At 61.5% G+C, this 19,413-nt stretch carries 20 protein-coding genes; 11 read left to right on the top strand and 9 right to left on the bottom strand.

The window, feature by feature from the left end:
* The first annotated feature begins 61 nt into the window (after positions 1 to 61).
* The 3 genes from B9N88_RS08465 to B9N88_RS08455 all read left to right on the top strand — a co-directional run bounded on the left by B9N88_RS08465 (position 62) and on the right by B9N88_RS08455 (position 3,149).
* Positions 62 to 661 (top strand): short chain dehydrogenase, encoded by a 600-nt coding sequence (locus tag B9N88_RS08465; protein ID WP_027604430.1) that lies wholly within the window; start codon positions 62 to 64, stop codon positions 659 to 661.
* Between the two features lie 96 nt (positions 662 to 757).
* The gene (locus B9N88_RS08460) at positions 758 to 1,429 is read left to right on the top strand and encodes a COG3650 family protein (RefSeq protein WP_027604431.1); all 672 of its coding nucleotides are present in this window, start codon (positions 758 to 760) and stop codon (positions 1,427 to 1,429) included.
* A gap of 106 nt (positions 1,430 to 1,535) precedes the next feature.
* Positions 1,536 to 3,149: an NAD(P)/FAD-dependent oxidoreductase gene (locus B9N88_RS08455; RefSeq protein WP_027604432.1), complete on the top strand. Its 1,614-nt coding sequence runs from the start codon at positions 1,536 to 1,538 to the stop codon at positions 3,147 to 3,149.
* A gap of 61 nt (positions 3,150 to 3,210) precedes the next feature.
* Here the strand turns inward: B9N88_RS08455 and B9N88_RS08450 are convergent, their stop codons facing one another.
* Positions 3,211 to 4,305: a PLP-dependent cysteine synthase family protein gene (locus tag B9N88_RS08450; protein WP_027604433.1), complete on the bottom strand. Its 1,095-nt coding sequence runs from the start codon at positions 4,303 to 4,305 to the stop codon at positions 3,211 to 3,213.
* Between the two features lie 216 nt (positions 4,306 to 4,521).
* Between B9N88_RS08450 and nhaA the strand changes: the two genes are divergently transcribed.
* The gene (nhaA, locus tag B9N88_RS08445) at positions 4,522 to 5,697 is read left to right on the top strand and encodes a Na+/H+ antiporter NhaA (RefSeq protein ID WP_027604434.1); all 1,176 of its coding nucleotides are present in this window, start codon (positions 4,522 to 4,524) and stop codon (positions 5,695 to 5,697) included.
* Positions 5,698 to 5,774: 77 nt separating this feature from the next.
* On the opposite strand, the gene B9N88_RS08440 is transcribed toward nhaA, so the two are convergent.
* A complete protein-coding gene (locus tag B9N88_RS08440; protein WP_003189251.1) occupies positions 5,775 to 6,239 on the bottom strand; it encodes an outer membrane lipoprotein in 465 nt (154 codons plus the stop codon).
* A gap of 157 nt (positions 6,240 to 6,396) precedes the next feature.
* On the opposite strand from B9N88_RS08440, the gene B9N88_RS08435 reads away from it, so the two are divergent.
* Positions 6,397 to 6,657: a hypothetical protein gene (locus tag B9N88_RS08435; protein ID WP_027604435.1), complete on the top strand. Its 261-nt coding sequence runs from the start codon at positions 6,397 to 6,399 to the stop codon at positions 6,655 to 6,657.
* A gap of 36 nt (positions 6,658 to 6,693) precedes the next feature.
* Here the strand turns inward: B9N88_RS08435 and pdxH are convergent, their stop codons facing one another.
* The 5 genes from pdxH to dinG form a co-directional block, all read right to left on the bottom strand.
* A complete protein-coding gene (gene pdxH, locus B9N88_RS08430) occupies positions 6,694 to 7,341 on the bottom strand; it encodes a pyridoxamine 5'-phosphate oxidase (RefSeq protein WP_027604436.1) in 648 nt (215 codons plus the stop codon).
* Positions 7,342 to 7,368: 27 nt separating this feature from the next.
* Positions 7,369 to 8,532 (bottom strand): OmpA family protein, encoded by a 1,164-nt coding sequence (locus B9N88_RS08425; protein ID WP_027604437.1) that lies wholly within the window; start codon positions 8,530 to 8,532, stop codon positions 7,369 to 7,371.
* A gap of 143 nt (positions 8,533 to 8,675) precedes the next feature.
* Positions 8,676 to 9,821, bottom strand: a complete 1,146-nt coding sequence (locus tag B9N88_RS08420; protein WP_027604438.1) for an EstA family serine hydrolase — start codon at positions 9,819 to 9,821, stop codon at positions 8,676 to 8,678.
* Positions 9,822 to 9,903: 82 nt separating this feature from the next.
* Positions 9,904 to 12,201, bottom strand: a complete 2,298-nt coding sequence (locus B9N88_RS08415; RefSeq protein WP_027604439.1) for a beta-galactosidase — start codon at positions 12,199 to 12,201, stop codon at positions 9,904 to 9,906.
* A gap of 98 nt (positions 12,202 to 12,299) precedes the next feature.
* Entirely contained in the window at positions 12,300 to 14,444 is a 2,145-nt protein-coding gene (gene dinG / locus B9N88_RS08410) for an ATP-dependent DNA helicase DinG (protein ID WP_027604440.1), read from the bottom strand.
* 99 nt (positions 14,445 to 14,543) lie between these two features.
* Between dinG and B9N88_RS08405 the strand changes: the two genes are divergently transcribed.
* Positions 14,544 to 15,008, top strand: coding sequence for a CopD family protein (locus B9N88_RS08405; protein WP_027604441.1), 465 nt, complete (start codon positions 14,544 to 14,546; stop codon positions 15,006 to 15,008).
* Positions 15,009 to 15,053: 45 nt separating this feature from the next.
* On the opposite strand, the gene B9N88_RS08400 is transcribed toward B9N88_RS08405, so the two are convergent.
* Positions 15,054 to 15,812 (bottom strand): hypothetical protein, encoded by a 759-nt coding sequence (locus B9N88_RS08400; RefSeq protein ID WP_027604442.1) that lies wholly within the window; start codon positions 15,810 to 15,812, stop codon positions 15,054 to 15,056.
* Between the two features lie 155 nt (positions 15,813 to 15,967).
* Positions 15,968 to 16,663, bottom strand: coding sequence for a PA1041 family peptidoglycan-binding anchor lipoprotein (locus B9N88_RS08395; RefSeq protein ID WP_027604443.1), 696 nt, complete (start codon positions 16,661 to 16,663; stop codon positions 15,968 to 15,970).
* Between the two features lie 192 nt (positions 16,664 to 16,855).
* On the opposite strand from B9N88_RS08395, the gene B9N88_RS08390 reads away from it, so the two are divergent.
* The 5 genes from B9N88_RS08390 to B9N88_RS08370 all read left to right on the top strand — a co-directional run bounded on the left by B9N88_RS08390 (position 16,856) and on the right by B9N88_RS08370 (position 19,346).
* Positions 16,856 to 17,353, top strand: coding sequence for a DUF6231 family protein (locus B9N88_RS08390; RefSeq protein WP_027604444.1), 498 nt, complete (start codon positions 16,856 to 16,858; stop codon positions 17,351 to 17,353).
* 3 nt (positions 17,354 to 17,356) lie between these two features.
* Positions 17,357 to 17,827: a YchJ family protein gene (locus B9N88_RS08385; RefSeq protein WP_027604445.1), complete on the top strand. Its 471-nt coding sequence runs from the start codon at positions 17,357 to 17,359 to the stop codon at positions 17,825 to 17,827.
* 19 nt (positions 17,828 to 17,846) lie between these two features.
* The gene (locus tag B9N88_RS08380) at positions 17,847 to 18,329 is read left to right on the top strand and encodes an LEA/WHy family protein (protein WP_027604446.1); all 483 of its coding nucleotides are present in this window, start codon (positions 17,847 to 17,849) and stop codon (positions 18,327 to 18,329) included.
* Positions 18,326 to 18,526 (top strand): SEC-C metal-binding domain-containing protein, encoded by a 201-nt coding sequence (locus B9N88_RS08375; protein ID WP_003189235.1) that lies wholly within the window; start codon positions 18,326 to 18,328, stop codon positions 18,524 to 18,526. Before B9N88_RS08380 ends, B9N88_RS08375 begins: the two co-directional genes overlap by 4 nt.
* A gap of 175 nt (positions 18,527 to 18,701) precedes the next feature.
* On the top strand, positions 18,702 to 19,346 hold the full coding sequence (locus B9N88_RS08370; RefSeq protein ID WP_027604447.1) for a glutathione S-transferase N-terminal domain-containing protein: 645 nt from the start codon (positions 18,702 to 18,704) through the stop codon (positions 19,344 to 19,346).
* Positions 19,347 to 19,413: the final 67 nt, after the last annotated feature.

Genomic DNA, 19,413 nt, shown 5'->3' with positions numbered 1-19,413 from the left:
TTTATCCGCTTAAAAAGCCACTCTAGACTGAACCTTCACTTACTCCTGGAGGGACAGCCCCATGAAAATCCTATTGATTGGCGCCAGTGGCACCGTCGGCTCGGCAGTCAAGGCCGAACTGGCCCAGCGTCACGAGGTGACCAGCATTGGCCGCAGCAGCGGCGACTTCCAGGTGGATATCAGCGACAGCACCTCGATCCGCAACCTGTTCGAGCAGACCGGCAAATTCGATGCACTTGTCTGCACTGCAGGCAACGTGAATTTCGTGGCGCTGGGGGATATGGGCGAAAGCGACTTTGAACTGGGCCTGCGTGACAAGCTGATGGGCCAGGTCAACCTGCTGTTGATCGGCCGCGAGTATGCCAACGACGGCGCGTCGTTCACCTTCACCAGTGGCATTCTCAACCGTGACCCGATCCGTACTGGCGCTTCGGCTGCGCTGGTCAATGGCGCACTCGACGCGTTTATCAAAGCCGCGGCAATCGAATTGCCACGGGGGCTGCGCATCAACTCCGTGAGCCCGACCGTGCTGGTGGAGGCCATGGGCAGCTACGCACCGTACTTCCGTGGCTATAAACCGGTTCCGGGGGCCGATGTGGCATTGGCCTATGCAAAAAGCGTGGAGGGCTTACAGACCGGCCAGACATTTATTGTTGGCTGAATGTAACCATTGTAAGAATTGCCTGAAGCAGGGCTGCGGGGTTGTGATGCAACGCCAGCCTGCGTAACGTGGCGGCACTTGTCTGGAGACCCGATCATGCGTGCCGCCCGTAACCTCGCCCTGTTTGCCTTGCTTCCTGTGTTAGCCGCTTGCCAGATGTTCGAAAACGAGCCGACCAAGCCGTCTACCGCCGGGTTGACCCGCATGCAGGGCGAACTCACGGCGGTAGGTAGCAAGCTGCTGTTCCAGCCGTGCGACGATAAACGCAACTATGTCGTCAACGACACCAGTGGCACCAGCATCCTGCAGGAAGCGGCGTCCCTGGCCGGCCAGCAAGGGGCATTGTTTGCCGATTTGCGTGGCAAGTTCTCGGGCGTCGCCAGCGGCCCCCAGGGCAGCGTCGACCTGCAACAACTCTACCGCGTAGAGCGCTCGACCTCTGCCTGCACCGACCCGGACTTCAAGCGCATGACCCTGCGGGCCAACGGCCACAAGCCAGCCTGGGCCATGAACGTCACCGCCAAGGGCATGGTGCTCGAGCGTGAAGGCCAGCCGCCACTGGCGGTGCCTTATGTCGAAGAGCAGATCGGCGACGGCCGCTTCAACCTGATGACCGAAGCCAACAACCAGCACATCGAACTGTGGGTCGCGCCCCAGCGCTGCATCGACAGCGTCAGCGGCAGCCTGCAACACATGACGGCGGAATTGCGCGTCAACGGCCAGGTACAGCGCGGTTGCGCGGCGTTTGGTGGTTCCCGGGACGACTGATTCAGCGCTGCGCTGTTTTAACCTGACGGAAAACCGCCATTGGGGCTTATAATCGCCGGTTTGCAAAACAGCCGGCCTCTTTGTCCGCCGCCTACCGGATCCCGTCATGTTACGAATCACCGAACTCAAGCTGCCCATCGACCATCCCGAACAAGACCTGCGGCCTGCCATCGTGCAGCGCCTGGGCATCGCCAGTGATGACCTGCTCGATTTCACCCTGTTCAAACGCAGCTACGACGCGCGCAAAAAGTCGTCGGAGCTGTGCTTCATCTACACCATCGACCTCAATGTGAAGGGTGAGGCCGCCCTGCTGCTCAAGTTTGCCGATGACCGCAACGTCAACCCGGCGCCGGACGTCAGCTACACGGTCGTGGGCCAGGCCCCGGCAGGCTTGGTCGAACGGCCTGTGGTCGTCGGTTTTGGCCCGTGCGGTATCTTCGCCGGGCTGTTGCTGGCGCAGATGGGTTTCAGGCCGATCATCCTCGAACGCGGCAAGGAAGTACGCCAGCGCACCAAGGACACCTGGGGCCTGTGGCGCAAAAGCGTGCTCAACCCCGAGTCCAACGTGCAGTTCGGTGAAGGCGGCGCCGGGACCTTCTCCGACGGCAAGCTCTACAGTCAGATCAAGGACCCGAAATTCCACGGCCGCAAAGTCCTGCACGAGTTCGTCAAGGCCGGCGCGCCGGAAGAAATCCTCTACGTCAGCAAGCCCCACATCGGTACCTTCCGCCTGACCGGCGTGGTAGAAAACATGCGCGAGCAGATCATCGCCCTGGGCGGTGAAGTGCGTTTCGAGCAACGGGTGACCGACGTGCTGATCGAAGACGGCCAGTTGAATGGCGTGGTCATCGACGGTGGTGAGCAGATCCTCTCCAAACATGTGATCCTGGCCCTCGGCCACAGCGCCCGCGACACCTTCCGCATGCTCCATGGCCGTGGCGTCTACATGGAAGCCAAACCGTTCTCGGTGGGGTTCCGGATCGAACACCCGCAATCGCTGATCGACGCCGCGCGCCTGGGCAAATATGCCGGGCACCCGAAGCTGGGCGCCGCCGACTACAAGCTGGTGCACCACGCCAAGAACGGCCGTTCGGTCTACAGCTTCTGCATGTGCCCGGGTGGCACCGTGGTGGCAGCGACCTCCGAGCCGAACCGCGTGGTGACCAACGGCATGAGCCAGTACTCGCGTAACGAGCGCAATGCCAACTCCGGCATCGTCGTCGGTATCACGCCGGAAGTGGATTACCCAGGCGGCCCGCTGGCGGGTATCGAGTTGCAGGAGCGCCTGGAGTCCCACGCCTACATCCTCGGCGGCAGCAACTACGAGGCTCCGGCACAGTTGGTCGGCGACTTTATCGCCGGTAAGCCATCCACGGCCATCGGCAGTGTGGAACCGTCCTACAAGCCAGGGGTGGCCCTGGGCGACCTGGCCCTGGCCTTGCCGGACTTCGCCATCGAAGCGATCCGCGAAGCACTGCCGGCGTTCGAGAAGCAGATCAAGGGCTACTCGCTGCACGATGCCGTGCTGACGGGGATCGAGACGCGCACCTCGTCACCGCTGCGGATTACCCGTGACGAATCGATGCAGAGCCTGAACGTGAAAGGCCTGTTCCCGGCCGGTGAAGGCGCTGGGTATGCGGGCGGGATTCTGTCGGCCGGTGTCGACGGGATTCGGATTGCCGAGGCGTTGGCACGGGATATGTTGGGTATCGAGGCCTGAGAACAGCGCAAATTAAATGTGGGAGGCGGCTTGCCCCCTCCCTCATTTGGTTTGCATCGGGTCAGATATTCGCGCGCAGGATGCTGGCGGGCAATGGTTCACCCTGCTCCACACTGGCGGCCACGGCCGCGATCAACCCCTCGAGCGCATAGCCCTGCCCCGCCAACCACGCCTGGTCGTAATAGGTGGTGGCATACCGCTCGCCCCCATCACACAAGATCGCCACGATCGAACCTGACTCCCCTGCCGCTTTCATCTGCTGCGCCGCCATTAATGCGCCAATCAGGTTAGTCCCGCTGGAACCGCCGACTCGCCGCCCCAGGCGCTCAGCCAGGTAATGCATGGCCGCCAGCGACAGCGCATCCGGCACCTTGACCATCGCATCAATCACCTTAGGCAGAAACGACGCCTCGACCCGTGGCCGGCCAATGCCTTCGATCCGCGAACCACAGTCCAGACGCAGGCTGGCGTCACCGCTCTGGTAGAAATCGAAAAACACCGAGCGCTCGGCGTCGGCACACAACACGCGGGTACAGTGCTGGCGATAACGCACATAGCGACCCAGCGTGGCAGTGGTGCCGCCGGTACCGGGGCTGGAAATCAACCAGCTCGGTTCCGGGTGCCGCTCAAAGCGCATCTGCTGGAAGATCGACTCGGCGATGTTGTTGTTCGCCCGCCAGTCGGTGGCACGCTCGGCATAAGTGAACTGATCCATGAAATGACCGCCGCTTTCCTGGGCCAGGCGTTCGGACTCGGCGTAGATCTGCGTGGGATCCTGTACCAGATGGCTTTTGCCGCCGTAGAAGGCAATCTGCGCGATCTTTTCCTGGGATGTCGTGGCGGGCATCACCGCAATGAACGGCACCCCGAGCAGCCGGGCAAAATACGCTTCGGAAATCGCCGTCGAGCCGCTGGATGCTTCAATGACCGGTGCGCCCGGCTTGAGCCAGCCATTGCACAGCGCGTACAAGAACAGCGAACGGGCCAGCCGATGCTTCAGGCTGCCGGTGGGGTGGCTGGATTCATCCTTGAAGTACAATTCGATGCCCGGCAGGCCCGGCAGCGGTAACGGAATCAGATGCGTGTCAGCACTGCGTTGGAAGTCCGCTTCGATGATGCGAATGGCTTCGCGGGCCCAGGGACGGTGGTCGCTCATAAGGAAGAACTCTAAGGATTTCAGCACCGATCTTAGGATGTTTCCTACACTGCACACAGATACAGTGACGACTCAATTGGACACACAATTGCTAGGCTTTGGCGCTACGCCACCCTACCCCATCCCTTATAACAAATAAGAATATAACTTTTGTTTTAACAACTAACGGTACGGGTTAGGGTACCCACCTATTGAACCTGGATTGGAGAGCATCCCTTGCCTCTGCGTAGCACTTTTACCCGTTTCTTCCAGCTGGAAGCCGCCAGCGGCCTGTTGTTGATCGCCGCTGCCGCCTTGGCGCTGATCATCAACAACTCTCCGTTGTCGCACCTGTATGGCGCGTTTCTCGACGTGCCGGTGGTGGCCCAGATTGGCGCACTGCAAATCGCCAAGCCCGCGCTGCTGTGGATCAACGATGGCCTGATGGCCCTGTTCTTCCTGCTGATCGGCCTGGAGGTCAAGCGCGAGCTGCTTGACGGCCACCTGTCCAAGCCTTCGCAAGTGGTGCTGCCCGGCGCAGCCGCCATCGGCGGCATGGTGGTGCCGGCGCTGATCTACTGGGCAATCAACAAGGACTACCCCGCCGCCCTCTCCGGCTGGGCAATCCCGATGGCCACCGACATCGCCTTCGCGTTGGGCGTCCTGGCATTGCTGGGCAAACGGGTGCCGGTATCGTTGAAGCTGTTCCTGATGACCCTGGCCATCATCGACGACCTGGGCGCGATCATTGTTATTGCCGTGTTCTATTCCGCCGACCTGTCCGGTGCAGCCCTGGCCGGCGCGGGCGCCTGCCTGGTCGCCTTGATTGCAATGAACCGCCTGGGCGTGATCAAGCTCGGTCCCTACCTGATCATCGGCCTGATCCTGTGGGTGTGCGTACTCAAGAGCGGCGTGCACGCCACCCTGGCCGGCGTGACCCTGGCGTTCTGCATCCCGATGCGCACCAGGAATGCCGAGCCCTCGCCGCTGCTGACGCTGGAACACGCCCTGCATCCGTGGGTGGCCTACGGCATCCTGCCGCTGTTCGCCTTCGCCAACGCCGGGGTGTCACTCACCGGGGTCAGCCTGGAAAGCTTCACCCACCACGTGCCCATGGGCATTGCCGCCGGCCTGCTGATCGGCAAGACCGTCGGCGTGTTCGGCCTCACCTGGCTGGCCATCAAGACCGGCCTTGCCGCGCTGCCCAGCGGCGCCAACTGGGGCCAGGTCTTCGGCGTGGCGATCCTGTGTGGCATCGGCTTCACCATGAGCCTGTTCGTCGGCTCCCTGGCGTTTGTGCCGGGTGCCAGTGAGTTTGCCGGGGAGGATCGAATGGGGATCCTGACCGGGTCGATACTCGCAGCGTGTATTGGGTATGGGGTGACGGCGATAGCGAGTCGCAAAAAAGCCTGAGCCGACTGAAACGCAGCCCATAAAAAACCCCAACCGGTCACCCGGTTGGGGTTTTTCTTTTGCCTGCGGCTTACCGGTCAGCGAGTAACGCGGCTGGTGCCATCAACGGTCATGATGCGGACGCGATCACCGATGCGGAAGATTTCATTTTCCTGCACGGCTTGCACGTAGGCACGCATGCTGCCGTCGTCTTCGCGAACGGTGATTTCCACGCCCTGGGTGCGGGTCAGGCCTTCTTCGGTAGCCGAGCCCAGCAGGCCGCCGGCAACGGCGCCTATCACGGCAGTCACGATACTGCCACGGCCACCGCCGATGGCGCTGCCGCCAACGCCACCGATGACCGCGCCGGCAGCGCCGCCGATTGGGGTCTTGGTGCCTTCGATTTTTACCGGACGCAGGGATTCAATGGTGCCCATGCGAACGGTCTGTACACGACGCGCTTCGTCACGGGAGTACGAGTCGCCGGTCAGACTCGAGGCGCAGCCACCCAGCAGCAACGACAGCGTGGTAAAGCAGGCAACCAGTAAAACGGACTTACGCATAGCATCAACTCCAAAGGACAGGTATTCATTAGACGCTGCAGCTTGACGCCTGTCACGACAAGCCCGGCAGGAAATTGCTTTCATTCAGCCTCAGTACAGACTGCCCGTAGCCAAAATACCGACCAACGGTAGCACTCTCATCGTAACCAGGAACTTCATGGACTATTTCATCATTGTAGTCACTACCGTCGCCGGCCTGTACTTCCACGGCTGGCTGTACCTGCGGATCAGACGCTGGATAGACCGCGACCTGGCACTGTCCCTCGCAGGCGACGACCTGCACAAGCGTGCCTTTATGCTGCAACAACTGGAGCAGGCACGGATCTCGAAGATCAAGCGAAGCGAGTTGCCGCAGTGGCTGAAGAACGCCGCACAGCACTACACAGCCGAAGCCTCTTCAACAGAGACTTCGGTGTGATCGATATCATTCCAGTGGGGTGACGAAAGGTGCCGCTCAGGGCGCCAGGCGCTCGCGGGTCCATTCGGTCCCTTGCAGGCGGTAGTTCAGGCGGTCATGCAGGCGGCTGGCGCGGCCTTGCCAGAACTCGATGCGCTCCGGCAGCAGGCGATAGCCACCCCAATGCTCGGGGCAGTCGGGCTGGGTATCGCTGAAACGCTGTTCGGTGGCCTTGAGCAGGTCCTGCAGTTCTTCACGGTCACGAATGACCTGGCTCTGCGGGGAGGCCCAGGCGCCTAAACGACTGCCCAGGGGGCGGACCTGATAATAAGCGTCGGACTCCTCAGGCGTGACCTTGACCACCCGCCCTTCAATACGCACCTGGCGCTCCAGGGTCGGCCAGAAGAACGTCATGGCCGCAAACGGCCGCGCCGCGAGCTGTTCGCCCTTGGCGCTCTGATAGTTGGTGAAGAAGGTAAAGCCCTGCGCATCCAGGCCCTTGAGCAGCAGGATGCGGCAGTGCGGGCGACCGTCCTGGTCGACCGTAGCCAGGGTCATGGCATTGGCTTCCACCGGTGGCTGCTCGGTTTTCACCGCATCGGCAAACCACTGGTGGAACAACGCAAACGGCTCGTTCGGGGCCTGGGCCTCGCTCAAACCGTCCCGTGTGTAGTCACGGCGCATATCGGCCAGTGCCTGGGTCATGCGGCTTTATCCTTGTGGTTCAGCGGATCAGTTTTTCGCCTGGTCATTCGCAGCCGGTGCAGCAGCCTTGGCTTTGGCCGGGGCCGGTTTCTTCGCAGCGGGCTTGGCCGGGGCTTTTTTAGCCGCGGGCTTGGCAGCCGCCTTTTTAGCTGCGGGTGCCTTTTTAGCCGGGGTCTTGGCGGCCGGGGCCGGGGCTGGAACGTTCTGCACCGCAACCATTTCGGCTACAGGCGGGGTCTTGCCCGATTGATACTTGCTCAACAGCGCCAGCATGGTCGTGCGCTGGGTGAACATGATTTCCATGCGGCGGTTCAGCGCGCGGCCCTGGGTGCTGTCGTTGGCGGCACGTGGCATCAGGTCACCCATGCCACGCAGCATCAGGCGGTCCTGTTTCAGGCCGCTGAGGCTGAAGATCGAGGCGATGGACTGCGCACGCTCCTTGGTCAACGCCTGGCTGGCAGGCGCGGTACCGGTGGCATCCACGTGGCCCAGCACCAGCACAGCGGTTTTTGGATCGGCTTCAACCGCCTTGGCGACGCGAGTGAACGGCCCCAGGGTAACCGGCAGCAGCATCGCCGGGCGTTTCGGGTTGTAGGAGCCGTCTACCGGAGCAATCACCACGAGTACGTTATCGCGACGTTCCAGCTGCAGGTTGCTGTCCTTGATGGCGGCGCGCAGGCGCGGCTCATAGTCGTCCAACCAGGCCTGGGTGATTTTCGGGTCAGGCATCGGCACATTGGTCACGTCGACCTTGGCCAATGGCTTGGGTTTGCTTTCGAACGGCCACCACCAGTGGGTTTCGCTGTCGGTCTTGGCGACGGCAGGCGCGGCGTCTGGAGCCGGGGTCGCGGCCTTGAGGTCGGCTTTCAGGTCAGCCTTGGCATCAGCGGCCTTCTCGTCGGCGCTCTTGGAGGAGAACGGCCACCAGCTGGAACCGGTGTCAGCCTTGGCGGCCGGCGCTGGCGCGGAGGCGACAGGCGCAGCAGCAGCGGCTACAGGTGCGGCAGGCTTGGCGCCGGCAGCGGGCTTGGCATCCGGCTTGGCGTCGGTTTGGGTCACTGCGTCCTTGGTCGTGGCCTTATCCGATCCAAATGACCACCAATGCCCACCCTCGGCATCATTTTGTGGAGTTTGTGCGCAACCGGTAATAGTGAGGCAAAGCGCCAGTGCCAAGGACTTGTTCGATAACATGAGATATCCACAAAATGAGAAAAGAAACGGGGGTCTCGATGACCCGTTAAACAGACGCTTACAGAACATTAAAGTTACATCATTTCGTTCAGCGCCTTCTTATAGTTGCCTTTGTAACAAAAAAATGTGAAACAGCAAGGGGTTTACAGACAACCGGCCAATATTCCGACCAACTTCTGTGCCCGCGGGTCCATAAGTACATAAGGCCCCAATGTATTAGTCACGAAACCAAACGCTACATCATGCTCAGGATCGGCAAAACCCACCGAGCCGCCGGCGCCTGGATGCCCGAACGCACGGGCGCCAAGGCCAAATGTAGCATTGGGCAACTGTGGTTGATCCAACATGCAGCCCAGCCCGAAGCGGGTTTGTGTCAATAATGTTTTATCCGGCCCGATACTGTGTTCACGGGTCAATTCTTCGAGCATGTCGGCTTCCAGCAAACTACCGTCCAACAAACCACTATAAAAACCCGCCAGACTACGCGCATTACCGTGACCATTTGCCGCCGGCTGCTGCATGCGTCGCCATTCAGGTTTATTAGTACTGGTGAGAATAGACGGTGGGTTGGCAAATGCCCGCGTCGTCATCGCGGTGGGCTCGCGCATCATTACTTGCAGTAAACGCTGCGCGGCTTCATCGCCCATATTGCCTTTGCTGCGCGCTATATGTGCAACACGATAAAACTCTTCGTCGGCCAGGCCCACGTGGAAGTCCAGCCCCAGCGGCCGTGCCACCCGCGCCACAATGGACTCACCCGGCCCACGCCCATCGGCGCGGCGCAGCAATTCGCCGACCAGCCAACCGTAGGTGATCGCCTCGTAGCCATGGCCCTGGCCCGGCGTCCACCAGGGGGCTTCGGCTGCCAGGGTGTCGACCATCAATTGCCAGTCGTACAAGGCTTCGGTGGGCAGCATCTCGCGGATGGCCGGCAACCCGGCCTGATGGCAGAGCAACTGGCGCAGCGTAATGTTTTCCTTGCCGGCAGCAGCGAACTCAGGCCAGTACCTGGCCACTGGCGCGTCCAATTGCAACTTGCCCTCGGCCACCAGTTGCAGGGCCGTGACAGCGGTGAAGGTCTTGGTGCAGGAAAACAGGTTAACGATGGTGTCGCTGTGCCAGGCCTCGGTACCGTCCTTGTCGGCGGTACCGGCCCACAGGTCAACGACGGTTTCGCCGCCGATCTGGATGCAGAGCCCGGCGCCACGCTCCTGCGGGTCATCGAACAACGCGGCGAACCCTTCACGCACCGCTTCGAACTGGAGCTCGTAATGACCCTGAACCTGCACCTAAGCCCCCTAGGAAAACACCGTAAAAAGTGGCCGACATTGTTCCAGCCATTGTGGGATTTGTGAACCCGTCAACAATGAATCAATGACCATTTCCCGAATGCCCACCGGCGTGTCCGGCGCCCTGCCCCGGGCCTTTGCCCTCACGTCCAGGTTTGCTGCCTTCGCTTTCATGAACCGTGCTGGCGGCCTTGGCCTTTTCCGCTTCCTTGCCCAGTTGATCCACCGCCGCCAGGTTGCTTTTACGCACACTGTCGACAAACCCCTGGAACGGTACGTCAGTGATACCCACCAGGCCGAAGTGGCCGTTTTCACCGTCCAGCAACCGGCCGGTCACCGGCTGGTCCAGGTACTGGAACCAATGCACACCGACAATGGACGGCTCGGCCATGGCTTGCTTGAGGAAGTTGGCATATGCCACGCCACGCTCTTCTTCCCTGGCCAACTGGGTCACGCCGCCCCAGAACGGGCCACGGTCCGCAGAGCCGAAGTTGAATTCAGTGATCAACACCGGCTTGTCCAGTGCACGAAGCGCGGCAAAGTCATAGCCGTCCTGGGGTTTGAGCGTGTACATGTTGAAACTCAGCACATCGCAATACTGCGCGCACGACGCCACGGCCTCCGGCGTACTCACCGCATAACGCCCGCCCAGCAGCAGTTGGTTGGGGGCGTGCCATTTCAGCGAGTCGGAGATGGTCTTGAAGTAGGCATCGGCGAAGGTCTTCTGGAAGTATTTGAAGTCAGCTTCGATTTCCGGGTGTTCAGGGTTGGGCATCGGCGGTTCGAAGCCCGGATCTTCCATCAGCTCCCACCCCGCCAACTCGATGCCCCAGGCTTTCGACAGGCCTTGCTCGTTGCGGTACTTGTCACGCAATTGCTTGAGAAACGCGCGCTTGGCCGGTACGTCGGTGGTCATGCGCAAGGTGCCGTAGGCCAGGGCGTAGCGGGATTTCGGATCATCGCCGGGGCCGGCCCAGGCCAGTTCGTTGTCGGCAAAGAAGCCGATCAGCCAGGGGTCGTCGCGGTGGTCGCGGGCGGCAATGGCCACCGCGCGCTCGGTCGCCATGGCGAAACGCGGATCGAACGGATCGGGCATGCCGCCCCACCAGTCGGTGCCGGTGCTGATGCTGGCGTAGTCGCCGACGATCGACAGCGGCAAGGTGTACGGCACTCGATCGGCAGTGGCCAACGCGCCGTCGCTCCAGTTGCCGACGGTGTTGAAACCCCAGGCTTGCAGGCGATCGAGGGTATGGGTCACCCAGCGTTTCTGGTCGAACCCTTCGCCGCCATAAGTGCGCTGCAGGTTGGCGCCGTAGAAATCGTACCAACGCCCGGCAGCGAAGCCACGACCTTCGCCCGCACCATTGCCGGTGCGGTTATCGCCGCTGCCGTAGTACTTGTCGAAGGGTTCGCCGGCCTTTGGCAGCGCCGCGAACATCCACTCACGACCGGCCACGTAGGTCTGGCTGTTGTCCGGGGCCACGGTATTGACACCCAGGGAATAGAACGGATGGCCTTCCGGAGTCACCAGGTACCAGCGACCGTCGCGCTTTTCGGTGCGGAAAAAGCCACTGGCCTTGAACGCCGGCCCTTTGTTCCAGCCGCCGAACGTGTCCAATGCGGATTTATCACGCGCGGCCAGCCAGCCCTGCAGTTGGGTTTGTTCCTTTGCCGCAGCCGCCTTGAGCTGTTCGTCGCTGCTGACCTTTTCCGGCCAGCGCGCACGGGTGGACTGACCATAGGTATCCACCAGTTCGCTGTAGGCCGCCTTCAGCACCGGCTCACTGTCCTGCACACCAAAGCGCTCCAGCAGGATGCTTTGCGCGGCGTTGGGCTTGATCATCGACAGGGTCACCGAGACCACCTGGCTACGGTCGATCTCGCCAGCACTGCTGGCCAGCAACACGCGCTGGCCATCCACGGTGATCGGCATCGGCGGGCCGGCCTTCATGCCCTGGCTCAACGGCGAGCTGGCTTGCAGCGGGACCAGCAAGGTCTGGGCGGGGCCGGCCGGCAGGTCGATGCGGCTGACCAGGGTCTTGCCATCGCTGCTCTGCACCTTGACGTAGAGGGTCAGCGCCCAGTCCATGGCACTCTGGATACGCAGGCTCATGGCGCCGGACTGCGACCAGTCCCAGGCACCGGCCTGTGGGCTGAGCACCAGGCTCGGCTCGGCGGCCGGGTTGAAGGTGATGCGACGCAACACCTCGCCTTCGGGGGTTTGTTCGGCGTTGTATTGCGGCAGGCTGGCGTCCTGGGTCGCCACCTTGACCACATCGGCAGGCCGGACGAAGTTGAACAATGTCTGTTGCCCCGCGGGCGCGGCCATCAAGGGCGCAGTGAACAGCAGGGCAAAAAGGGCGGGCAGCGTGCGAATCATACGAACAAGGTTCTCCCAAACGGCCGGTAAATAGCCTGATGACATAAATCGATAGCAGTGAGATAGACCACGAAGTGGGCGAATTCGCCCACGATGGCTTAAGAAATTTCGCGCCGGAACGGCGGCAACGCATTCAGGATCGCCTTGCCGTAGCGCTGGGTCACCAGGCGGCGGTCGAGCAAGGTGATGGTGCCCCGGTCTTCCTCGGTACGCAGCAAGCGACCGCAGGCCTGCACCAGCTTCAAGGAAGCATCCGGCACCGAGATCTCCATGAACGGGTTACCGCCCCGCGCTTCGATCCATTCGGCCAATGCGGCCTCGACCGGATCATCCGGCACCGAGAACGGGATCTTGGCGATCACCACGTGTTCGCAGTAGGCACCGGGCAAGTCCACGCCTTCGGCAAAACTCGCCAGGCCGAACAGCACGCTGGAATCCCCGCCATCGACCCGCGCCTTGTGCTTGTTCAGGGTTTCCTGCTTGGACAGGTTGCCCTGGATAAACACCTGCTTGCGCCAGTCGCGGTCGAGGCCGTCGAACACGTCCTGCATCTGCTTGCGCGACGAGAACAACACCAGGGTGCCGCGCGAACCTTCCACCAGGGAGGGCAGGTCGCGAATGATCGCCGCGGTGTGCGCCGGTGCATCCCGTGGGTCGGCCTTGAGATCGGGCACCCGCAGTACACCGGCGTCGGCATGATGGAACGGGCTTGGCACCACCGCCGTGACGGCCTTTTTCGGCAGCCCCGCGCGCATGCGGAAGCGGTCGAAGGTGCCCAGGGCAGTCAGCGTGGCCGAGGTCACCAGGCAGCCGTACGCCACGTTCCACAGGTTGCGGCGCAGCATCTCGGCGGCGAGGATCGGGCTGGCGTTGACCTCGATATCAAACAACGCACCGCTTTCCGACAGGGTCAGCCAGCGGGCCATGGGCGGGTTGTCTTCGGGGTCTTCGACGGTAAAGGCCGTCCACAGCTCCCAGTTGCCCTGGGAACGGGACAACAGGCTGCCGAACAGCGGATACCATTCCTCGGCCTGGTTGCTGGCGATGCCGATGTTGACCTCACCGTCCATGCCTTCCTTGAGCAAGTCAGTCAGGCGGGTGAACAGGTCGGTAAGACGGGAAAAGCCTTTCTTCAGTTCGATGCCCATTTCGCGCATATGCTCGGGGATCATCCCACCGACAAAGCGGTGGCGCGGGCGCTCACGGCCTTCCACATCTTCACCGGGCTTGAAGTCGGCCACCTGCTCGCAGGCGCTGAACATGAACTGTTGCTGGGTCTTGATCTCCCGCGCCAGCTCCGGCACCTGCTCGATCAACTTGCCCAGATCGCCGGGCAGCGGGTGCTGGGCGAGCAATTTGGTCAGGTTCTTCGCGGTGGTTTCCAGCCAGTCGGCGGTGGAACGCAGGCGCGTGTAGTGGGCGAAGTGGCCGATAGCCTTGTCGGGCAGGTGATGGCCTTCGTCGAACACGTAAAGGGTGTCACGCGGGTCCGGCAACACGGCACCGCCGCCCAGGGCCAGGTCGGCCAGGACCATATCGTGGTTGGTAACGATCACGTCGACCTTGCCCATGCCTTCGCGAGCCTTGTAGAAGGCGCACTGGCCGAAGTTGGGGCAATGGCGGTTGGTGCACTGGCTGTGGTCGGTGGTCAGGCGTGCCCAGTCGGCATCTTCGAGGGCGGTGGGCCAGCTGTCGCGGTCGCCGTCCCATTTATTGCCGGCCAGTTTTTCGATCATGCTGGTAAACAGCTTCTGGCTGACCTCATCCACCTCGATCTTGAAGCCTTCTTCCTCGAACAGCGACGCCGTGGCGGTTTGCGCGTGGCCTTCCTGCAGCAGCACGTCGAGCTTGGACAGGCACATGTAGCGGCCACGGCCCTTGGCCAGGGCGAAGGTGAAGTTCAGGCCGCTGTTGCGCATCAGGTCGGGCAGGTCTTTGTAGACGATCTGCTCCTGCAGGGCGACGGTGGCAGTGGCGATCACCAGGCGCTTGCCGGCGGCCTTGGCGGTCGGGATCGCAGCCAGGCTGTAGGCCACGGTCTTGCCGGTACCGGTACCGGCTTCGACGGCCACGACGGCGGGCTCACCTTCGCGGCGGCCTTCGTCATCGGTGTCGATATCCCCGAGGACCTTGGCCACTTCGGCGATCATCAGGCGTTGGCCGTAGCGCGGTTTCAAGCTCTTGGCTTCGAGAAAACGCGTGTAGGCGCCCTGGATCGTGGTTTTGAGTTCAGTGCTGATCATGGATAGTCGGGCGCAAAAAACGCTGGATAAATTTTCAGTGGTTCGGATCGGCCGCTATCATACCCCGCTAATTAATCCCGCGCAGAACGGAGTACCACAATGACCGCGTTTAGCCTCGTTTACACCCTGCATGTATTGGCCGCCCTGATCTGGGTCGGCGGCATGTTTTTCGCCTGGATGATCCTGCGCCCAGCCGCTGTGGCGGCCCTTGAGGGCCCTGCCCGACTCAAGCTGTGGGCCAATGTGTTTCAACGTTTTTTCGTGTGGGTATGGGTGGCAGTGCTGGTTTTGCCGATCAGCGGCGTCGGCCTGCTGCACCTGCGCTTCAGCGGGTTTGAAAGCGCACCGCGCTATGTGCAGGTGATGATGGGTTTGTATCTGGTGATGACGGCGTTGTTTATCCGTATCCAGGCGCTGAAGTTTCCGCAACTGAAGGCGGCGGTGGCGGCTGAGGATTGGCCGGCGGGTGCGGCTGCACTGGGGCAGATTCGCAAGCTGGTGGGGATCAACCTGATCGTGGGGTTGGTGGTGGTGGCGATTGCATCGGCTCGGCCGATGTTCTGAGTACAGTCACAAGCTGCAAGCTCGAAGCTTGCAGCTCTTTAGAACTTAGAGCCGCTGAATAGTCACGGTACCCGCAGGCCCAGATGGCCCCGGCTGCCCTTCCAACCCTGGCCGGCCCTTCTCGCCACCATCGGCGCGGTACACCAGGCAGCCTTTGGACTCCCCGCCTTTGCCCGGTTTGCCGGCCGTGCCGGCCAAACCTCCAGCACCGCCATCCACCCAGACCTTGATGTGTTCAGCCGGGAAGTCCTTCGGCAACTCCACGCGCACCTGTGCACCCGCCCCACCCGGCAGGCCATCGCCGCCGTTATCGCCATTGAAACCGCGCCCCGCCGAGCCCCAGGTGCACCCAGGATCCACGCCATTGGCGCCATCCAGCCCGGCATACCCTTGGGCACCGGCGCCGCCACGGGCATCCACCGAGAGTTCTTCAGCCGTCAGCGAGTTGATGCGCAAGGTCAGGTCACGCCCGGCCTTGGCCGGTTTTTCATGGGTGCCGGGAGCACCGCGCGAGGTGATCTGGCTGCCCTGCTCAAGTTGCGCATGCCGCACCTGCAATTGCAGCGCCGTATTGCCAGGAACAATTGCGATGCGTGCGTCGCGGCCCAGGTGCAGTTCATCCACCGTGACTTGGCTGATGGTGGCTGGAATCAGCAACGTGCCGTAGTCCGCCACGTCCAGGCGTTCCAGTTGCAACACGCTGGTGCTGGAGGGAAGGCGCATCAATGAGTTGGTTTCGACACTGACGCTCTGGGCCAGGGCAACGGGGCTGACCAACAGGGCCAACAGAAAAACCTTACGCATCATGGGGCTCCTGAATGTTTTCAAATTTTTCTTTGGACGCACAGTAACGACTTCTACAGGCGATTTGCCAGTGAAGGTTCAAAAAACTTGAGAGGGAGCGGTTCAAGCGAGGGTGGCCGGCAATGCCCCTGTGGATCCCACAGGGGCAAGGGCTGTCAGCGGTTGATCTGGATTTCCGTGCGGCGGTTCAGGGCGCGGCCTTCAGCGGTCTTGTTGTCGGCGACCGGATGGCTTTCGCCCGCCCCGGTGACAGATACAAAGGCACTGCGGGGCACCCCGGCGCCGATCAGGTAATCGGTGACCGAATGGGCACGTTTTTCCGAGAGTTTCTGGTTGTAGGCGTCTTTACCGACGCTGTCGGTGTGACCACTGACCCGTAGCTGGGCGCTCGGGGCTTCCTGTTTCAGGCGCGTGGCAATGGTGTCAAGTTTGGTTTTATCCGCCGCCGTCAACTTGGCCGAGTCGAACTGGAAGTGCACATCGCGGATCACGATGGTTTCTTCCTTGACCACGACCACCTCCTCGACCACCGCCGCCGGCGGTGCCGGTGGGCAACCATTGGCGTCAACCTGCACGCCTTTCGGGGTGCCCGGGCACTTGTCGCGGCTGTCCGGCACGCCATCGCCATCTTCGTCGCCATCGCCGTGCACCCAGCAATAGGCGCCGGCCATGCCGCCGACCAGCAACGCGCCATAGCCTGCGTAGGCCGAGCTTTCAGTCGCACCGATCGCTGCACCGGTCACACCGCCGACAGCGGCACAGGTAGGCCAATCGGTTTTTTGCAAGCCTGCGCAACCTGTCAATACTCCGGTTAGCAGAACCAAGGGTAGAGCTGTCCGCATGATGCTCATCTGACTTTCTCCTGAGGGGATCGGCGGGGGCCGATGGGTGGAGTAAAGACCGCTCTTTTCAACTGCGCCACTACGCCAAGCCCCCCGTATTCATTGGGGATCGTCGCCCACGTAGGACTTTTCGCAGCCACCCGCTCTAGGCCCGCACGCTCAGCCGCGCTAGTCTCTAGGGTCCTGATGTGAGGATCTCTGATGACCGCTGGTATTTCTGCCCGTACTCCCCAGCAAGCGCTGGCCGCCTTGCTCGATCTGCACCAGCCCAAACGCCTGTTGCTGTTGGGTGCCAGCCAGTTCCCGGCGCTGGACGCCTTTAAGGACGCACACCCTGACACCCAGGTGTTCTGCGCCGCGCCAGGGCCATTGCCGCAAGCACTGGCGGCCCAACGGTTTGACCTGGCGCTGGTGGTCGATTGCCTCGAGCACCTGCCAAAACCCCAAGGCCTGACCTTGCTCGGCGGCATCCGCAACCTCAACGCCAGCCGCATTGCGGTGCTGGTGGACCTGGGCGCCTGCGGCTGGAAGGAAACCGACTTCTTCTCCCTGGCGCTGCAGGCCGGCGAGCGTTTCCAGCGCGATGAGCAGGTGCTGACGCTGTTTACCTACGATCTGCTTGACTATAAACAGGTGCCGGACTGGCTCAACGCCCGTTTCTGGGCCAACCCGGAAAACTTCGGAAAGTATTGGTGGTAATTAATGAGTACATCCATTTGCCCCTGCGGCAGTGGCAACCTGCTGGATGCCTGCTGCGGCCATTATCACGCCGGGCACCCGGCACCCTGCGCCAGCGCCCTGATGCGTTCACGCTACAGCGCCTATGTGCTGGGCCTGGTGGACTATCTGGTCGCCACCACTTTGCCCGCGCAACAGGCTGGCCTGGACCGTGAGGCCATCGGCGCCTGGAGCGCCCAGAGCACCTGGCTCGGCCTGGAGGTTGAAAGCTCCGAAGTGTTCGGCGGCCAGCCGGAACACGCCTTCGTGACCTTCACCGCACGCTGGCATGACAGCACCGGAGAACATAGCCACCGCGAGCAGTCTTCTTTCGTACAGAATGAAGGGCGCTGGTACTTCATCGACCCCACGGTGGAAGTGAAAACCGGACGCAACGATGCGTGCCTGTGCGGCAGTGGGCAAAAATTCAAGAAGTGTTGTTCCAGCTATCTCTAACCACCATAGGACTCACGCCATGCTTCGGATCTACAGCTTGATGCTGGCGTTAACCTTCGGCCTGACCGGTTGCGCCTCCTGGTTCGAAGACGATTCGCCCCCGCCCCACGTTTCCCTGGTGAAAGTCGAAGTGGTGCGGGCCAAGCTGCTGGAGCAGAAATTCAAGCTGTACTTTCGCGTGGATAACCGCGACGACTCGGACCTGACCGTGCGTGGGCTGATCTACAAGGTCACCCTGGATGACTTTGTGCTCACCGAAGGCGAGTCCAATGAATGGCTGACGGTACCGCCCAAGGGCCATGCATTTTTCAAGGTGTCGGTGCGCACCAACCTCTGGCCGCAGATCCGCGACGTGGTGCAGATGCTGAAAAAACCCGACCAGCCTGTGCCGTATCGTCTGGAGGGTGAACTGAAAACCGGATTATTCATCGGTTATGACGTGCAGGTGAACCACAATGGCGAGATAATCCCCGGCGATTTTATTCCGGAGCGACATCGATGACTCAGCAACCCCATGTCCATGGTCCTGACTGCAACCATGATCATGATCACCATGATCACGACCACGGCCATGTCCACGGCCCGAACTGCGGCCACGCTCACCAGGAGCCGGTGCGCAATGCTTTGAAGGACGTTGGCCGCAACGATCCTTGCCCGTGCGGCAGTGAGAAAAAATTCAAGAAGTGCCACGGCGCGTAAATCGCGCTGAGGGCCCACGTGTGTGTGAGGGAGTTCGCTCCCTTCCACAGCTGCATCGCATTCCAAATCGAAAGCGTCTAAGGGTAGACGCAAATGTTTGATTGAATTTCCACCCTCCCACCTTTACCTATACCTACAGGCATTCGCTCAAGCATCACCACTTTTGGAGAGCTTCATGATCGACCTGTATTACTGGACCACCCCCAACGGTCACAAAGTATCGCTGTTCCTGGAAGAAGCCGGTCTGCCCTACAACGTGCACCCGATCAACATCGGCCAGGGCGACCAGTTCAAGCCGGACTTCCTGAAGATTGCCCCCAACAACCGCATCCCGGCCATCGTCGATCAGAACCCGAGCGACGGCGGCGCGCCGATCTCGCTGTTTGAATCCGGCGCGATCCTGCTGTACCTCGCGGAAAAAACCGGTCAATTCATTCCAAAAGACCTGCGCGGTCGCCAGGAAGCGCTGCAATGGTTGTTCTGGCAAATGGGCGGGCTCGGGCCGATGGCGGGTCAGAACCATCATTTCAGCCAGTTCGCACCGGAGAAAATCCCCTACGCGATCAAGCGCTACGTAGATGAAACCGCCCGTCTATACGGTGTGCTGGACCGACGTCTGGCGGACCGTGCGTTCGTGGCGGGTGAGGACTACAGCATTGCCGATATGGCGATCTATCCGTGGATCGTTTCCCACAAGTGGCAGAGCCAGCGCCTGGAAGATTTCCCACACGTTCATCGCTGGTTCAATAGCATCAAGGAACGGCCAGCGACGGTTCGGGCGTATGAATTAGTCCAAAAGGTCAATCCGCCTGAATCCTGACCTGAAGTCGTGCGCGGTCAACAGGTGGGAGGGGCGGTGCGACTCAAGATCTAACGCTTTACCCAAA

The organism is Pseudomonas sp. LAMO17WK12:I1 (assembly GCF_900177315.1).
Lineage (GTDB): Bacteria > Pseudomonadota > Gammaproteobacteria > Pseudomonadales > Pseudomonadaceae > Aquipseudomonas > Aquipseudomonas marginalis.
This window is presented reverse-complemented; position numbering and strand designations above follow the sequence as displayed.

Bases quoted from the DNA above. Each gene is read 5' to 3' on its own strand.
- B9N88_RS08425 (WP_027604437.1), bottom strand. From the start codon at position 8,532: ATGTTATCGAACAAGTCCTTGGCACTGGCGCTTTGCCTCACTATTACC.
- B9N88_RS08415 (WP_027604439.1), bottom strand. From the start codon at position 12,201: ATGATTCGCACGCTGCCCGCCCTTTTTGCCCTGCTGTTCACTGCGCCC.
- B9N88_RS08385 (WP_027604445.1), top strand. From the start codon at position 17,357: ATGAGTACATCCATTTGCCCCTGCGGCAGTGGCAACCTGCTGGATGCC.
- B9N88_RS08440 (WP_003189251.1), bottom strand. From the start codon at position 6,239: ATGCGTAAGTCCGTTTTACTGGTTGCCTGCTTTACCACGCTGTCGTTG.
- B9N88_RS08400 (WP_027604442.1), bottom strand. From the start codon at position 15,812: ATGCGTAAGGTTTTTCTGTTGGCCCTGTTGGTCAGCCCCGTTGCCCTG.
- B9N88_RS08465 (WP_027604430.1), top strand. From the start codon at position 62: ATGAAAATCCTATTGATTGGCGCCAGTGGCACCGTCGGCTCGGCAGTC.
- B9N88_RS08375 (WP_003189235.1), top strand. From the start codon at position 18,326: ATGACTCAGCAACCCCATGTCCATGGTCCTGACTGCAACCATGATCAT.
- B9N88_RS08380 (WP_027604446.1), top strand. From the start codon at position 17,847: ATGCTTCGGATCTACAGCTTGATGCTGGCGTTAACCTTCGGCCTGACC.
- B9N88_RS08450 (WP_027604433.1), bottom strand. From the start codon at position 4,305: ATGAGCGACCACCGTCCCTGGGCCCGCGAAGCCATTCGCATCATCGAA.
- B9N88_RS08395 (WP_027604443.1), bottom strand. From the start codon at position 16,663: ATGAGCATCATGCGGACAGCTCTACCCTTGGTTCTGCTAACCGGAGTA.
- B9N88_RS08405 (WP_027604441.1), top strand. From the start codon at position 14,544: ATGACCGCGTTTAGCCTCGTTTACACCCTGCATGTATTGGCCGCCCTG.
- B9N88_RS08455 (WP_027604432.1), top strand. From the start codon at position 1,536: ATGTTACGAATCACCGAACTCAAGCTGCCCATCGACCATCCCGAACAA.
- B9N88_RS08370 (WP_027604447.1), top strand. From the start codon at position 18,702: ATGATCGACCTGTATTACTGGACCACCCCCAACGGTCACAAAGTATCG.
- B9N88_RS08390 (WP_027604444.1), top strand. From the start codon at position 16,856: ATGACCGCTGGTATTTCTGCCCGTACTCCCCAGCAAGCGCTGGCCGCC.
- B9N88_RS08435 (WP_027604435.1), top strand. From the start codon at position 6,397: ATGGACTATTTCATCATTGTAGTCACTACCGTCGCCGGCCTGTACTTC.
- dinG (WP_027604440.1), bottom strand. From the start codon at position 14,444: ATGATCAGCACTGAACTCAAAACCACGATCCAGGGCGCCTACACGCGT.
- pdxH (WP_027604436.1), bottom strand. From the start codon at position 7,341: ATGACCCAGGCACTGGCCGATATGCGCCGTGACTACACACGGGACGGT.
- B9N88_RS08460 (WP_027604431.1), top strand. From the start codon at position 758: ATGCGTGCCGCCCGTAACCTCGCCCTGTTTGCCTTGCTTCCTGTGTTA.